The 16,662-nt window shown below is 36.5% G+C and carries 7 protein-coding genes; 6 read left to right on the plus strand and 1 reads right to left on the minus strand.

What is annotated here, in order from left to right; translation table 11 throughout:
- Nucleotides 1-6 precede the first annotated feature (6 nt).
- Entirely contained in the window at nucleotides 7-1,170 is a 1,164-nt protein-coding gene (locus QOX35_RS08180; RefSeq protein ID WP_283686521.1) for an exo-beta-N-acetylmuramidase NamZ family protein, read from the minus strand.
- 557 nt (nucleotides 1,171-1,727) lie between these two features.
- Between QOX35_RS08180 and QOX35_RS08185 the strand changes: the two genes are divergently transcribed.
- The 6 genes from QOX35_RS08185 to QOX35_RS08210 all read left to right on the plus strand — a co-directional run bounded on the left by QOX35_RS08185 (nucleotide 1,728) and on the right by QOX35_RS08210 (nucleotide 16,658).
- Complete coding sequence (locus QOX35_RS08185) at nucleotides 1,728-3,584, plus strand: outer membrane protein assembly factor BamB family protein (RefSeq protein ID WP_283686522.1); 1,857 nt, start codon at nucleotides 1,728-1,730, stop codon at nucleotides 3,582-3,584.
- 148 nt (nucleotides 3,585-3,732) lie between these two features.
- The gene (locus tag QOX35_RS08190) at nucleotides 3,733-6,849 is read left to right on the plus strand and encodes a SusC/RagA family TonB-linked outer membrane protein (RefSeq protein WP_283686523.1); all 3,117 of its coding nucleotides are present in this window, start codon (nucleotides 3,733-3,735) and stop codon (nucleotides 6,847-6,849) included.
- A gap of 19 nt (nucleotides 6,850-6,868) precedes the next feature.
- Nucleotides 6,869-8,344, plus strand: coding sequence for a RagB/SusD family nutrient uptake outer membrane protein (locus QOX35_RS08195; protein ID WP_283686524.1), 1,476 nt, complete (start codon nucleotides 6,869-6,871; stop codon nucleotides 8,342-8,344).
- Between the two features lie 276 nt (nucleotides 8,345-8,620).
- Nucleotides 8,621-12,130 carry a SusC/RagA family TonB-linked outer membrane protein gene (locus QOX35_RS08200; protein ID WP_283686525.1) on the plus strand — a complete coding sequence of 1,170 codons (3,510 nt, stop codon included), beginning with the start codon at nucleotides 8,621-8,623 and terminating at the stop codon, nucleotides 12,128-12,130.
- Between the two features lie 13 nt (nucleotides 12,131-12,143).
- Nucleotides 12,144-13,991 (plus strand): RagB/SusD family nutrient uptake outer membrane protein, encoded by a 1,848-nt coding sequence (locus QOX35_RS08205; RefSeq protein ID WP_283686526.1) that lies wholly within the window; start codon nucleotides 12,144-12,146, stop codon nucleotides 13,989-13,991.
- A 126-nt stretch (nucleotides 13,992-14,117) separates the two neighbouring features.
- The gene (locus tag QOX35_RS08210; protein ID WP_283686527.1) at nucleotides 14,118-16,658 is read left to right on the plus strand and encodes a bifunctional glycoside hydrolase family 9 protein/polysaccharide deacetylase; all 2,541 of its coding nucleotides are present in this window, start codon (nucleotides 14,118-14,120) and stop codon (nucleotides 16,656-16,658) included.
- Nucleotides 16,659-16,662 lie beyond the last annotated feature (4 nt).

Genomic DNA, 16,662 nt, shown 5'->3' on the forward strand with positions numbered 1-16,662 from the left:
GTTTTTTTATTCTTCGTATAATAGATAAGGCTTCCGCTGATTCTTGAAATTTTCAACGTCATCTTTCCACATTTCTTTAATCTCTGAGGCCGATTTTCCTTGTTTGATCATATCTCGTACATAACTTACTCCAATGAGTTTTTCAAAAAAAGGAGTAAAGAACTTGTCTCCCATGTTTAAATTTTTATATGCATCTATAATATACGAGAGATCAATTCCTTTCTTGTATATATCTTCGTCGGATATGTTTCTTAAATCTACTCCATAGCATTTTTGATTTAAAAGAGGCGGATTCTTTGCTCCGGGTATGCTTTTGGGTGTAAAAGAGAATGTATATCCTTTCATTTGAGGATGACCGTATACCTGAAATGGATAAGTTGTACCTCGTCCCAAACTCACAGGTGTCCCTTCGAATAAGCATGTTGATGGATACAGATATATTGATTTCATATTCGGTAAATTAGGAGATGGAGCTATAGGCAATTCATAGAGGGTTTTATGGGTGTAATTTTTGCATTTAACCACTGTCAGGTCACAAGCCCGGTTTTCTGTAAGCCAATGTTCACCATTCACCATCAGAGCCAACTCTCCTAAAGTCATTCCATGTACTATGGGTATCGGGAGCCATCCTACGCCTGATTTATATTTCATGTCTAGTATAGGCCCATCTACATAATGTCCATTTGGATTAGGACGATCTAAGACGATAAATTTTTTGTTATATTCTGCACATACATCCATAAGTCTTACCATTGTAATATAATAGGTGTAGAATCGAAGACCAACATCCTGTATGTCGAATAGCATAACATCAAATGAATCCATCGCTTCTTTACTTGGCTTGCGACTGTTGCCGTCATATAAGGATCTTATAGGTATACCTGTTTTTTTGTCCACCGAATTCGAAACATGTTCTCCTGCGTCAGCATCACCTCTAAATCCATGTTCGGGAGAGAAGATAGATGTTACATTAACTTTCTCTTGTACTAATATATCTACTAAGTGTTTATTTCCAACCATGCCTGTATGGTTAGATAATACAGCTATACGCTTATCTTTTAATAATGGTATGTATTCTTCTGTTAATTCCGCAGCAACAATCGGGCTATTCTGTCCGTACATGTTTGCCATAAAAAGCAATAAAAGGGCTATATTCAAAAGTCTTTTCATAGTTTAATCCTTTGATTGTTAATTCTAATTCGAACTCCAAAGATAAGATATTAGAGATTATATAGTTCAGTGGCTTTAATTTTATTAGGATTACACAACAAATATAAGAGGATATCTTTAATTAGGCATCTTTATCATTATAATAAATTGTTAAATTAACAATAATTTAGTGTTATATACAGATATTTGCATTGTTGGCAATGCTGTTATATATTTATTTCTTTAAGTATCTTTGTTTAGTTCTTATTTTTGGTCTGTATTTTCTCTTTTTATAGTTATTTTTAGTATTTGGAGTGGTTTGATGATATTAATATATATTGTTTTCTGCTTATTTGGGTTCGTGTGCTTTTTCTCTTTTATATGTCTAACATATTATCTATTAGGTATATATTTTAATCTTGTGAATATTGTATTGTATAAAATTTATGTATAAAATATAATAAATATTAAAATTAATGAATGACTCAAAAAATGTATCTAAAAACCTTATATATTTGTATAGTTCAAGTCGGGAAGTGATCTTATTTATTCAGCTTATCTATACAAACCTTGTTTATATGAAGAACCTATCTTGCCGTTTACCTCTATTAATATCCTTATTGTTGCTTGCTGGAATAATAAAAGGGCAAAGTTTCAATTTTGCTCTAGTAACAGATACGCATGTAACGAAAGATTCTTTGGCTTATAATGATTTAAAACGTACTGTTGATCAGATCAATAAAACGCCCGATATTAGTTTTGTTTTGGTTACGGGTGATTTAACTGAAGAGGGAGATAGGGCATCTTTAGAAAAGGTAAAAAGTTTGTTGGATCAACTTAGTGTGAAATATTATCCGTTATCGGGCAATCATGAGACTAAATGGAGCGAATCCGGTGCTACTGATTTTGGCCATATTTTCGGCTCAGAACGATTTAAGTTCGAATATAATGGAATTACATTTCTAGGATTTGCTACAGGGCCAATAATTCGGATGATGGATGGGCATGTTGCACCCCAAGATGTAGCATGGTTGAGAAATGAATTTTCATCTGCTAAGCCAGGCACACCTTTTGTTCTTGTAACACACTATCCTTTGCAAGATGGAGATGTCGATAATTGGTATGAAGTAACAGATTTAGCAAGGAAATACAACGTTAAAGTAGTTTTAGGAGGTCATTATCATCGTAACCTATTGTTTTCTTATGATGATATACCCGGTATTTTGAATAGATCTAATTTGCGAGATAAATCGGATGGATTGGGAGGCTATTCCTTATATAGAGTAACACCAGACTCAATATTGGTTTATGAACATAAAATAGGACAAGAGCCTAAAAAATGGGGTGGGTATTCTTTATCTCAAAAATATTACACTGAAGATAATTCTATTTATAAGCGACCATCAGACTCTGTAAATCACATTTATCCTCAAGTAAAAGAAAAATGGATTACAAATATAGGCAACACTATATATTCATCTCCTGTTGTTTATCAGAATAAAGTTTATGTCGGAGATGATTCGGGCATTTTATCTTGTTTGGCTTTGCGAGACGGGAAGGAGATTTGGCGCTTTAAAACAAATAACAGAATTGTTGGAACTCCTGCTGTAAGCAACGATATTGTTGTTTTTGGGTCTGCGGATAAGTATATATATGGAATACATGCAAATACAGGTAAGCAGATATGGAAATATCCGGCAAAAGAAGCTGTTTTAGGAGCCGTTACAATTGAGGATGGAATTGCTTATATTGGTGCTAGTGACCATACGATGAGAGCTATAAATATAAAAGATGGCTCGCTTGTCTGGGAGTACAGTCAGGTTGAAGGGTATATAGAGACTCGTCCTTTAATTTATGAAGACAAGGTTATTTTCGGAGCTTGGGATAACAATATGTACGCTTTGGATAAAAAGACGGGTGGTTTTTTGTGGAAATGGAATGGCGGTTTGACTCGTATGCATTTTTCTCCGGCAGCAGTGTGGCCTGTAGCCGCACATGGTAAGGTGTTTTTTACGGCTCCGGATAGGGTAATGACCGCTGTAGATGTACAAACGGGCAACACAGTTTGGCGCACAAAAGAATCAATGGTTCGTGAGACAATAGGTTTATCCATCGATAAAACCAGACTGTATAGTAAAACAATGCAAGATAGTGTTGTTTGTTATTCAGTATTAAGTGATACACCGAATAAAATATGGTCTGTTAATGCTTTTTATGGATATGATCATGCCCCATCAATGCCAGTGGAAAAGAATAATATTGTATATGGCAGTACCAAGAATGGAATTGTTTTCGCTCTGGATGCGAGAACGGGCAAACTATTATGGAAACATAAAAAAGGGAATTCATTAATAAATACAGTAGTTCCCTTAGGCAATAAAGAATGTCTATTTTCTTCTAGTGAAGGGATTGTTGGTCTTTTGTCTTATCGGTAAATAGAAGAAAATCACAAATTAAATATTTATATAACCTTTTATTAAATGGACGTATGAAAAAAATATAGACCTAAACTAATCTTAAATCTTCTCATGTTTTATACTTATTAGGAAAAAGTATTTTTTAAATTTTAATAAACAAAGCATCATGAATAACTCAAAAACAAACAGAAAAACACTACCAAAGAAAATTCTTTGTTTGTTAGCTATTGGGCTGGTTTGCTCATTTACGGTTGAAGGTCATGCTTCTGATACGAAATCGAATGCATTGATCGAGCAACAACAAGCAAAGGTAACTATTCAAGGGAAAGTTATAGATTCTAAAGGAGAACCACTTATTGGTGTTAGCGTAACCGTGAAAGGAACAATTGATGGAACTCTAACCGATTTAGATGGTGCATATAGTATCACTACTACTACCGATGCCAGCCTAACTTTTACTTATGTAGGTTACAAGTCTCAGACCGTCGTGGTTGGTAATCATAAGTCTATTAATGTGACTATGATTGAAGATGTAACTATGATGGATGAAGTAATTGTCGTTGGATATGGAGTGATGAAGAAAAGTGATGTAACAGGCGCTATATCTTCAGTTAAGTCTGATGCAATTGGTCGCCAGCCTGTGTCTAATGTAGCGCAAGCTTTGCAAGGACAAGCTCCTGGTGTTATCGTTACGTCTAACTCTGGTGCACCCGGCGGTTCTATAAACGTAAGAATCAGGGGTATTGGTACTGTAAATAATTCAGATCCATTATATGTGGTTGATGGAATGCCTGTAAGTAATATTGATTATTTAAGTACTTCAGATATACAATCTATGGAAATACTTAAAGATGCTTCTGCTACAGCTATTTATGGGGCAAGAGGTGCGAATGGTGTTGTATTGATCACTACTAAACAAGGAAAAGCAGGGAATACTACAGTTACTTTAGATGCTTATTATGGAGCAAGTAAAATCAATAATAAGCTGGATTTGTTAAATGGCTCTCAATGGTATGACTTACAAACGGAAATAAATAAAGTGAGAGGCTCTGCACCAATAGACTTAAGTAAAGTGAGTAGGGATACATCTACGGATTGGATGAAGGAAATTACGCGTACGGCTGCCATACAAAGTTATAATCTTGGAATTTCCGGGGGGATGGTAGATGAATATACATATAATTTGGGAGTAGGATATATCGACCAGGAAGGTACAATAAAGAAGACTGATTATCAACGTCTGTCTTTGAGGCAAAATGTAGAGAAAACTGTTATAAAGAAAATTCTTTCTGTAGGAACTAATCTTAATATATCACAGTCTAAAACTAATAAAATACTTGAAGGTAGTAATACTGTTGGTATAGTAAACTCTGCCATTAAGTTAGAACCGGTTATTCCTGTACGTGATGCTAATGGTAAATATGGTTATTCACCATATGTAGATTATAATAATCCTGTTGCTGATATTGATTTTACAAACAATAAAAGCAAAATAACTAGTATTGTTGGGAACATATATGCAGATCTGAACTTCTTGAAATACTTTAAATTCAAAACTAGCTTTGGTGTAGATATGAGAAAGACTGATGATTATCAGTTTACTCCTGTATATACAGTGTCGAGCTATCAGAAAAATACTGTGAATATGGTTACTCGCGGATATCTAAAATATGATTACTATGTTTGGGAAAATACTCTAAATTACAATAGAGTCTTTGCTCAGAAGCATACGTTGAATGCACTTGTTGGCTATACTAGAGAATGGGGACGTACAGAGACTTTGGAAGGTAGTAAAAAGAATACTCCAAACGATAACCCAGACCTGCAATATCTCGATGCAGCACAAGATGCATCATCAGCCACGGCTACAGGGATAGCATATGAGTCGGCATTGATCTCATATTTGGGGCGTATTAATTATGATTTTGACGATCGCTACTTGATTACTGCATCTGTGCGTCGAGATGGTTCTTCTCGATTCGGTAGCAAGCATCAATATGGTAACTTCCCTTCTTTTGCTTTAGGTTGGAAGGTATCGAATGAAGATTTCTTTAAAAATTTAAATGCAGATTGGGTCTCTTCATTGAAGTTGAGAGCAGGTTGGGGACGTATAGGAAATCAGAATATTGATAACTATATATATCAGAATTTATTATCTTCTAATATTCAGTATTCATATTTATTTGGTAATGGTTCTGCTCAACAATTATTCCAAGGATTAACAGCCGTAAAAATGGGTAATGCAGATGTGAAATGGGAAACTACAGAATCTACAAATGTGGGATTAGATGCTAACTTTCTTAATGGCAGGTTAAACTTTAGTGGAGAGTATTACTATAAGAAAACCAAAGATATGTTGGTTACAGAGCCTATTCCTAACTATTTAGGTTTTGAAAGTGGACCGGTAACAAACATTGGTAGTGCAGAGAATAAAGGCTTTGAGTTTGATGTTAGTTGGAGAGATCAAATTAGTACAGATTTCAGCTATAATGTAGGCTTTAATATTTCTACTATTAAGAATAAGATGTTGAGTATAGGTAGTGGTTCTCCATTAACCGGAGGTTCCCTTAGAAACGGGAATGCAACAATAACGCGCGTAGGAGATCCTATTGGAGCATTTTATGGATATAAGACAAATGGATTAGTGCAAACGGCTGAGCAGCTTGCTGAGGTTAAGAAGTTGCAACCTAATGCCGAATTAGGAGATGTCGTTTTTGTTAATACTAATGGAGATCAGGCTTTGAGTGATAAGGATAAAGTTATAATAGGAAACCCAATCCCTGATTTTATCTATGCAATAAATCTAGGTTTTGCTTATAAAGGTTTTGACATGAATATGCAATGGGGAGGAACGGTTGGAAATGATATATTTAATGCTATGCGCTACTATACATATGATTTATCCTCTGTAACAAACAAAGACGTGAAGGTATTGAACTATTGGAGAACAGATAATACAAATACATATATCCCTCGATTGGCAGGAAAAGATGTAAATGATAATATGCGTATTTCGGATCGTTATGTAGAAAATGGATCATATTTACGTCTGCGTAACGTTCAGCTGGGATATACATTCCCTGTTTCTTTAACGAAGAAGGCATATATGCAAAAATTAAGAATATATGTAACAGGTCAAAATTTGTTAACATTTACCAGCTATAGTGGAGCAGACCCAGAAGTGGGACAGATAACTTCAACTAACTATTTGAGTCGAGGTGTTGATATTGGTACATATCCTCAGGCAATGACTATAACAGGTGGCGTTAGTATAACATTTTAATTAAGAAAGGAATATAGCAATGAAAACAAACAAAATATTATGTTTATTTATCGGACTTAGTATGTTCCTGATGAATGGTTGCGATGATGCTCTTGACAAAAGTAAATTGGGGAGCCTTACTACAGATAATTTTTTCAATACAGAAGAAGATGCATTTCAGTCTTTAATTGCAGCGTACTCAGATATGAAAGATTATCGTTATACTTGGACTTTGTGGGCTTTTGGAGATGTACTTTCTGATGATGCTACTTATAGTGGTTCGGATGCTGACGTTTCGGGGTATGCCCGCATGGAAGCTTATGATTATCCTGCAGATAATGGACGTATACTGAATAGGTATATGTTATGCTATAGGGCAATAAATAAGGCAAATCAAACTATAGATGGAATCAATAAGATGAATGATGCTCTATTTTCTACTTATAAGAAGAGTGCATTGTTAGGCGAAGCTCTTTTCTTGAGAGGGTACTTTTATCATGAATTGGTAAAATGTTTTGGAGATGTTCCTCTATTAACCAAGACTCCAACGGTTGCAGATAAGGGTAAGCCAAGAACACCTAAAGCAGAAGTATATGCCCAAATAGAAGAAGATTTGAAAGCTGCTGCTGCTTCATTGCCTAGGCGGTCGGAGGTTAATTACAATACTTATGCCGGACGTATTACTCAGGGAGCTGCTTATGCTATGCTTTCAAGAGTTTATTTATATGAAGAAAAATTTGATGAAGCAAAGGCTGCTGCATATGAGGTGATTAAATCTGGAGACTATACTCTTGTTGAGGACTACGGATATCAATTTACTTTAGCTGGAGAACATTGTTCGGAGTCTATATTAGAAATCAATCATTATAATTCTTCAACCCAATCTGGGGCTACAACTAATAATGGTAATTTCCATGTATTAATGATGTTACCATTTGGTGTAACTTATGGCTATGGAATAAATCAACCATATAAGGCTCTTGCTGACGCATTTGACGCAATCGGTGATACTGAAAGAAAAGATGTTACCTTATTAACAGAGGCAGATCTTAAGGCGTGGGAAGCACCTGCTGATTTTGCTAAATTGGAACGTAATAGGACCGGTTATTATAATCAAAAATATTACTTACCTCCAAGTGAGCGTTCTAAAGAAATTAGGAACAATCCTTTGAATATTAAACTTATTCGTTTAGCTGAGGTGTATCTTAATTATGCAGAAGCTTGTACAAGAGGTACAACAAAGGATGAAGGAGAAGCTAAGAAATATTTGAAATTATTACGCGATAGAGTTGGCTTGCCTGCAATTACTTCAACCGGTAATCAGCTTGTCGAGGATATTCTGAAAGAACGACGCCTCGAACTAGCAATGGAAGGCTTTCGTTTTTGGGATGTAATTCGTTTTGGTAAAGCTCCAGAGCTGTTTAGTGGGTTTAAGGCTAATAGAGATGAGATATTACCTATACCTCAAGACGAAATAGATAAAAATAATGGTATTATTACTCAAAATCCAAGATAACGTATTGTTATCGTTATTTCCCTCTGGAATCTAGTTGTTTCATACCTATGGGACTTGAACTTTCAAGTCCCTTGTTCTCTTGTTGATATGAGCAATGACCAGAAGCCAATTGTCTTGTCAGTAAGAAAAAGAAAATTAGAAATTAAATATTTGTATAACCTTTTATTAAATAAACGTATGAAAAAAAAGCTATAAGCCTAAAATTAATCCTTAATCTTCTCATGTTTTATACTTATTAAGAAAAAGTATTTTTAAAATTTTACTAAACAAAGTATTATGAATAACTCAAAAACAAACAGAAAAACACTGTCAAAGAGAATTCTTTGTTTGTTAGCTATTGGGCTAGTTTGCTCATTTTCCATGAGTATTTATGCTTCGGGGACGAAGTTAAATACATTTATGGAGCAACAACAAGCAAAGGTAACTATTCAAGGGAAAGTTATAGATTCTAAAGGAGAACCCCTTATTGGTGTTAGCGTAACTGTGAAAGGAACAACAAACGGAACTCTCACTGATATGGATGGGGGATATAGTATTTCCACTACAGCTAATGCTACACTGACTTTTACATATGTGGGTTATAAACCACAATCAATAGTTGTAGGAAATCAAAAAGCAATTAATGTAACAATGCAAGAGGATTCTCAACTAATGAGCGAAGTAGTGGTGGTAGGTTATGGTGTCCAGAAAAAGGAAAACCTAACTGGAGCTGTATCTTCTGTAGATATAGGGAAAACTTTAGAAAATCGTCCGATAGCTGATGTTGGGCGAGGATTGCAAGGTTCGGTTCCAGGCTTATCTATTGTTATACCGAGTGGAGAAGTTGGTTCTGATCCAATTTTCAGGATACGTGGACAAATAGGTTCTATTCAAAGTTCATCCAAATCAGACCCACTAATTTTGTTAGACAATGTTGAGATCCCAAGTTTAACACTTGTTAATCCCGATGATATAGAATCAATAAGTGTATTAAAAGATGCTGCTGCATCATCTATATATGGAGCTAAAGCTGCATTTGGAGTAATATTGATCACCACAAAGAAGGGAGCTAAAACGGATAAAGTAAGTGTACAGTATTCTGGTAATTTTGCGTGGTCTAAAGTAACTAAAGAAGTTGATATGGCAACTCTTGACGGACTTGAATATTCAATTTCGGCAATGGACAGAGTTGGTACAAGTCTTAGTGGAGCCTTTTGGAAACTGAATAAAGCAAGTTATGAGCGATCTAAAGAATGGTACGCTAAATACGGAAATCTGGGAGTAAATGATCCGATGGTATATGGTCGTGACTGGTACGTAGATGGAAAAAATAATATGGGAGTACGCTTGTACAATGCTTATGACTATATGGTTGAAGAATGGACTCCTACGCAAACGCATAACTTATCGGTAAATGGACAATCTGGAAAAGTAGGTTATAACATAGGGTTAGGATATTTTAACCAAAGCGGCTTGATGAAAGAAGCAGAAAAGGATAAATATGAGCGTTACAATGCTAGTGCAAAGTTAAGTACAGAAGTCAATAAATATGTTACTTTGAGGAGTGGGCTTATGTTTTCTCAAGGAACAAAATATTATCCATATATGACTAATTCTGTGACTGCGGACCCTTGGCTATACATATATCGTTGGGGGCCTTTACAACCTTTCGGTATGGACGAAAATGGGAATATTATTCGGAGTCCTGCATCAGAAGCGGCACAAGCAAATACAGCTAGTAGACAGACTAATTATTTGAATGTAAATATTGGAGCAACTGTAAATTTTACAAAAGACTGGAATCTGGAATTTGACTATACCTTTGCAAATCGTGAATTTTTATGGGATAGACCCGGAACACGTTATACCGCTGCAGATTCATGGTCAGCAGCAGTGCCTAGAACGGATGCAAATGGGAGTCGTATTTATGTAGATCAGGATGGAAATGTTGTCGCTGCAGGAGATACTGGAGCAATGCCCGCTTATAGCTTACCGTTGAATACTTATACAGGTAAAGGTGCTAACCCTGATCATTTCCGCAGAGATTCGGAAAACGAGCAACAACATACTTTTAATGCTTATACAACATACAATCTGAATTTGGCCAGTATTCATACATTTAAATTTATGACAGGTTTGAATGCTGTGAAATCGAAAAGAAAACAATATTGGGCTCAGAAAACAGAATTATTAGATTATAAAAATCCTCAGTTCGATTTAGCTACAGGAGCTACTCCTACGGTGGGTGGTGGAACATGGTGGGAATCGCAAGCTGGCTTTTTCGGCCGTGTGAATTATGATTTTCATCAGAAATATCTATTGGAAGCTAATTTACGTTACGATGGTTCCTCAAAATTTCCAACAGAACTTAAATGGCGTTGGTTCCCTTCTTTTTCTGTAGGTTGGCGTACAAGTGAGGAATCCTTTATGGCATGGGCTAAACCTACTTTAAGTTCGTTAAAATTCAGAGGATCATGGGGCTCAATAGGGGATCAGACTGTTGCATCAAGTCTTTATATGCAGACGCTTTCAGGTTTCACTTCTTCTTGGCTTGATGGTACTACTAAGTTCCCTTATTTTAGAACACCAGGACCTGTAGATAGAAATATTACATGGCAAAATATAGAAACGCTTGACTTTGGTGTAGACGTTGTCCTCTTTAATGAATTAAGTGCTACCTTCGACTGGTATCAACGTAATACACGAAATATGATTGTCCCTGGTGTAACATTGCCTAATGCTTTTGGTGCACCGTCTCCAGAGGGTAATTATGGCGAATTAAGAACAAGAGGTTGGGAGTTTTCACTTGATTATAATCATCGATTTGCCAATGGGTTGGGTATAAACGGAATGTTTACACTCTCTGATGCTCAAACATATATAACAGATTACACAGAAGGAGCTATCAAAAGTACTTCTGCTACCTTATGGTGGGCAGGAAAACGTTATGGAGATATTTGGGGATATAAAGTAGATCGTCTTTATCAGAAAGATGATTTCGAGTATGATTCTTCCGGTAATTTGATTGTTATTTCAGTGCCTTTAGATCCCAATAATCCAAATTCACCTACTAAGCAGATGTATAAACTGAAAGGGGATAACCCTGTATACCAGCCATTTGTTCAGACAACAGCTGACTTTAAATTTGGCCCAGGGGATGTAAAATATAAAGATTTGGATGGAGATGGTAGAATCACCAATGGTAGTAATACGGCGGATGATCCTGGAGATTTAACTGTAATAGGAAATACGACACCTCGCTTTAATTACGGATTCCGAGTAGGTGCCGATTATAAAGGATTCGATATGCAATTGTTTTTCCAGGGAGTAGGTAAACGTAGTATATGGGGGGATGGAGCATTGGCTATACCGGGATACAATACTTCGGATGGAGCTATGGCTCAGGCAATAGCCGGAGATTTCTGGCGCGAAGACCGTACAGATGCTTTTTATCCTCGTCCATATAATGTAGCAGCGGTAGCCGGTGGATCTACAGCCGTAAATAATACACATATATCAGATCGATATCTCCTGAATATGTCCTACTTAAGACTTAAGAATGTAACATTTGGATATAGCTTACCTCCAGCTCTTACACGAAAGGCATATATAACAAAGGCTCGTATTTACCTGTCTATGGAAAATATATATACTTGGGATAAATTAAATGGTCTGCCTGTCGATCCTGAAGTGATGAATGGAATCTCTATGTGGGATGCTACTAATAATAATTATAACTCAGGGCGTACCGGTGTTGGGGCGCCAATGTTTAAGAATGTTTCATTTGGCGTTCAATTAACTTTTTAAAAATTAAGCAATAATGAAGAATATCAATCTAATAAAGAAAACAATTCTTGCGTTCGGACTACTGTCTGCTACTCTCTTTATGGGGTGTTCCGATTATTTGGATCGTTCGCAATTGAATAGTATCGATGATGATAAATATTGGGTACAGGAGAATAATGTACGTTTATATGCTAACGAGTTCTATACACAATTCTTTGTAGGCTACAATTCTTCCTGGACATTCGATTATTCACTCTTCAAAGGATATATGTTCAGTGATGATGTTGTTTCTAAAAATGTACAATCTCTGTTTGAAGTCAGTGTACCTGCTACAAGAGGAAGTAACAGTATAATTAGTCCTCCTGCATGGTTGACTCAGTACGCTGGACCTACTTGGTATTTCGGATGGATACGCAAGTCTAATTTAATGGTAGATCGTATTGAAACCCGGATGCAGAATGTTCTTACACCTGAGGCTTATAACCATTGGATAGCTGTGGCGCGTTTTTTTAAAGCACTCGATTATTGTCGTTTGGTAAGTGTTTTTGGTGATGTTCCTTATTTCGAGAAAGATTTCATTACTACAGAGAAGGACATCATGTATAAAGACCGGACGCCCCGTAATGAAGTAATGGATAACGTATATAATGAATTCAAGTATGTATTGCAAAATATTCGTACTAATGATGGAGCTCAAACTCTGAATAGAGATGTTGCGGCTGCCTTTATTTCAAGATGGATGCTATTTGAAGGGACCTGGCAGAAATATCATAATGCAGATCAGACAAGAGCAAAAAAATTCCTTGAATTTGCAGTAGAAGCTTCCGAGTTACTTATGGCCGGCAAGTATGCAATAGACACTGACATGCATACCCTTTTCGGATCTGAAAATCTTTCAGGTAATAAGGAATGTATTATGTATAGGCATTATGACGCATCGGTGAGTATAACACATTGTGTGGCTTCTTATAATTCCAATTATGAGGCACAAGATCAGTCTGCAAATCTAGATGTAGTGAAAGCATTTATCTGTAATGATGGAAATGTTTGGCAGAACTCTTCAGTTGCTGATGCTGCTAAATTTGACCTTGATAATTTGATGAAAACACGGGATCCTCGCTTTGAGTCTTCATTTTCAAATAAATTAAACTCAAAAGCTGCAGCATTGCTTTTCACAAATAAATTTGTAGATAGAATCGGCCCTACGCTTTCATTGCCTCTTCCTCCCAAATATACAAGTAATACTAATACAAATGATGCCCCAGTTATACGTTATGGAGAGATTCTTCTAAACTGGATAGAGGCCAAAGCAGAGCTTGCTTCAATCGGAGGTGCTGCTGTTACGCAACAAGATATAAATAGGTCTATAAACGTTTTGCGTGATCGTCCTTTAGATGCTGAAGCTATTAGTAAAGGTATTGTTAAGAGTCCTCATATGAATTTGAGTGCATTACCTGTCGATCCGTCTCGTGACCAAGACGTTCCGTCTCTGATATGGGAGATTCGTCGTGAACGTCGTATGGAGTTGTTTATGGAACCATCTCGTTTGTTGGATATAAAGAGATGGAAAAAAATAAATTATATGAAAGGTTCTGTAAAACCAGATATACTAAAAGGCGTGTGGGTAGATATTCCTAAAGAAATACCTGAATTGGTTGGAGCTACAAAAAAGAATATCACTCAAGTAATGAAGGAAGATGGGACTATTGTTAAATTTAATGGAACTAATGCTGCTGATATGGTAGGATATTACTTGCCTGAAGGAGTTAAAGATAGAGATAATTTTACCGATAGGGTTTATTTGTCTCCTGTTAGCCAAGATCAGATAAATTTGTATTCTAGCCAGGGGTATAAGTTGACTCAAACCAAAGGGTGGGAATAACAAATATTATGATATAAATGAAGGATTGTTACAATATTCTTCATATTATTGAATAGACTTTTTATATAGAAGGAGACATCCTGGGATGCCAAGTTGTCTCCTTCTTTTATCTTAATCTTTTGTCACATGAAACAGCATCGCTTAGTCGCTTTTTTTATTTTTTGCTTGATGGTTTCCCTGTCTTATGGACAATCTTCATGGGTAAGGATAAATCAATTGGGATATCTACCCAAAGATATCAAAGTTGCAGTGTTGATCTCAACTGAAGAAATTACCCCCGATTTATCTTTTCGTGGCAATAGAGGACAACCTCCCGTGTTGCCTACAACTCAACATGGTACCCCTGATTTTTCTCTTGTTGATGCAAAAACCGGAAAAGTAGTATACAGCGGACAGGGAAAAATTGCGGATGCTGCATATTGGGGATTAAAATTGGCTTTTCGTCTCGATTTTTCTTCTATTCAGGCAGAAGGCGATTATTATATTGAAGCTGCCGGCGTTAAATCTCCTCAATTTAAGATTGGAGCAGATATTTACGAAGGGTCTGTTGATTTTATGCTTAATTATATGCGCCGTCAACGTTGCGGGCATAATAATTTTTTAGGTACCGTTTGTCATCAACATGATGGCTTTATTGTTGAGCATCCTACCCGTACAGGAGAACATATTGATGTTCGCGGTGGTTGGCATGACGCAGATGATAAATTACAATATGTTACTACCACAGCAAGTGCTATCTATCACATGATGTTAGCTTATTATCAGGCAAAAGATAAAACAATTTTTAAAGACAATTATCGTGCTGATGCTAGTCCTGGCAGTAACGGAATTCCGGATATCTTAGATGAAATCCGTTGGGGATTAGACTGGCTATCCAGAATGAACCCTGCGCCTAAAGAAATGTATAACCAGATAGCTGATGACCGAGACCATGCCGGTTATGGGCTGCCTCAAAACGATAATGTAGATTATGGCTGGGGACCTGGTAAGGGGCGACCTGTTTATTTTATTACCGGAGAGCCTCAAGATTTACCTAATCCCAGAAATGGAGAGATTCAACTGAACCGTACCACCGGAGTGGCTTCCTCTGCAGGTAAATTTGCTTCCTGTTTTGCTCTGGGAGCCGAACTTTTCAAAAATATAGATCCTGCTTTTGCTCAAGTACTATCAGATAAAGCAGAGCCTGCCTATCAATTTGCTCTTGAGCATCCCGGAAATACTCAAACAGTCTGTGTAGTTTCCCCTTATTTTTACGAAGAAGACAATTATGTGGATGATATAGAGTTAGCGGCTGCTACATTTTATACTCTTACCAAAGAGCCTAAATGGCGTGCCGAAGGAGACTACTGGGGACAACTTGAACCCGTTAATCCTTTGTGGGCATTTGGATTTGCACGTCACTATCAATTCTATCCTTTTGTTAATCAGGGACATCACCTGATGGCAAAGTCCGAAGATGAAGTAATAAGTAAAAAATTCACCGACTTTATGCGTCAAGGATTACAAACTATTCGAAACCGTGCAGGAAATGAGCCGTTTATGAATGGTGTGCCTTATGTGTGGTGTGCTAACTTTGCCGTTATTGGAGCCGCTTCTTATGCTCACCAATATAAAGAGGTCTCAGGAGATAGTTCTTTTCAAGAGATGGAAGCTGCTTTACGTGATTGGATTTTAGGTTGTAATCCTTGGGGATTCTCTTTTATAGGAGGCTTTCCTGAAGGAGGCGTTTCTTCCAGAACAGACGAAACTCGTTTGGGGGGATTGGTTGACGGTCCCATCAATGAAGGTTGGCATGATACATTCTTGGGTGTCCCAAAAGTGAGTCGCAGTAAAGATCCTTTAGCTGCCTTTCAGAATGGTCCGGCTGTATTTCATCAAGATTCTTATGGAACTAATGAGCCTGTGATCGATGGTACTTGTTACATGATATATTACCTCTCCATAATGGAGCAATTAGGAAGAAAACAGTCTAGTAAACTAAATAATACGGTAACTGATGCCTACGGAGCCACTGTTAGAATCAACACGGATAAAAAAGTAATTCATTTAATTTTTTCTGCAGATTCAGTATTTGAGGGAGCTTCATCTATTCTCAATACTTTAGATAATAATAAAATTAAAGCATCTTTTTTTCTTACAGGAAATTGCCTGCGAATGAAAGAACATAAAGAAATGATTAATAAAATTATTAAAAAAGGACATTATGTAGGAGGACATTCAGATAAGCATCTGTTGTATGCATCTTGGGGAAATAGGGGTCAGTCTCTTGTGACATCAGATAGCCTTATTAATGATTTAAGGCAAAATATGAATGAACTCGAAAAGCATGGAGTAAAACAATCTGATGTGAATTATTATTTGCCTCCGTATGAGTGGTATAATAAGGAAAATGTGAACTTAATTGAATCGCAAAATCAGATAACGATTAACTTTACTCCCGGATTGAGAACAGCTGCCGATTATACGACCCCGGATATGAAAAACTACATGTCTTCCCAACAGATAATAGACCAGCTGTTTGCATATGAAAAAGCAAATACATTGGATGGCGCTATAATTCTTATTCATCCGGGAACTCATCCTGATAGAAAAGATAAATTATATTTGAGATTAAATGAAATTATAAAAGGTTTAGCAAAAAGAGGTTATTCTTTTGAGCGTTTATGATAAA

Origin of the sequence: Dysgonomonas sp. Marseille-Q5470 (assembly GCF_951230145.1) — a bacterium.
In the GTDB taxonomy this organism is placed as follows: Bacteria; Bacteroidota; Bacteroidia; order Bacteroidales; family Dysgonomonadaceae; genus Dysgonomonas.

What these genes read in the sequence shown, in the direction of transcription:
- QOX35_RS08195 (WP_283686524.1), top strand. Translation starts at nt 6,869, where the DNA reads ATGAAAACAAACAAAATATTATGTTTATTTATCGGACTTAGTATGTTC.
- QOX35_RS08210 (WP_283686527.1), top strand. Translation starts at nt 14,118, where the DNA reads ATGAAACAGCATCGCTTAGTCGCTTTTTTTATTTTTTGCTTGATGGTT.
- QOX35_RS08205 (WP_283686526.1), top strand. Translation starts at nt 12,144, where the DNA reads ATGAAGAATATCAATCTAATAAAGAAAACAATTCTTGCGTTCGGACTA.
- QOX35_RS08180 (WP_283686521.1), bottom strand. Translation starts at nt 1,170, where the DNA reads ATGAAAAGACTTTTGAATATAGCCCTTTTATTGCTTTTTATGGCAAAC.
- QOX35_RS08185 (WP_283686522.1), top strand. Translation starts at nt 1,728, where the DNA reads ATGAAGAACCTATCTTGCCGTTTACCTCTATTAATATCCTTATTGTTG.
- QOX35_RS08190 (WP_283686523.1), top strand. Translation starts at nt 3,733, where the DNA reads ATGAATAACTCAAAAACAAACAGAAAAACACTACCAAAGAAAATTCTT.
- QOX35_RS08200 (WP_283686525.1), top strand. Translation starts at nt 8,621, where the DNA reads ATGAATAACTCAAAAACAAACAGAAAAACACTGTCAAAGAGAATTCTT.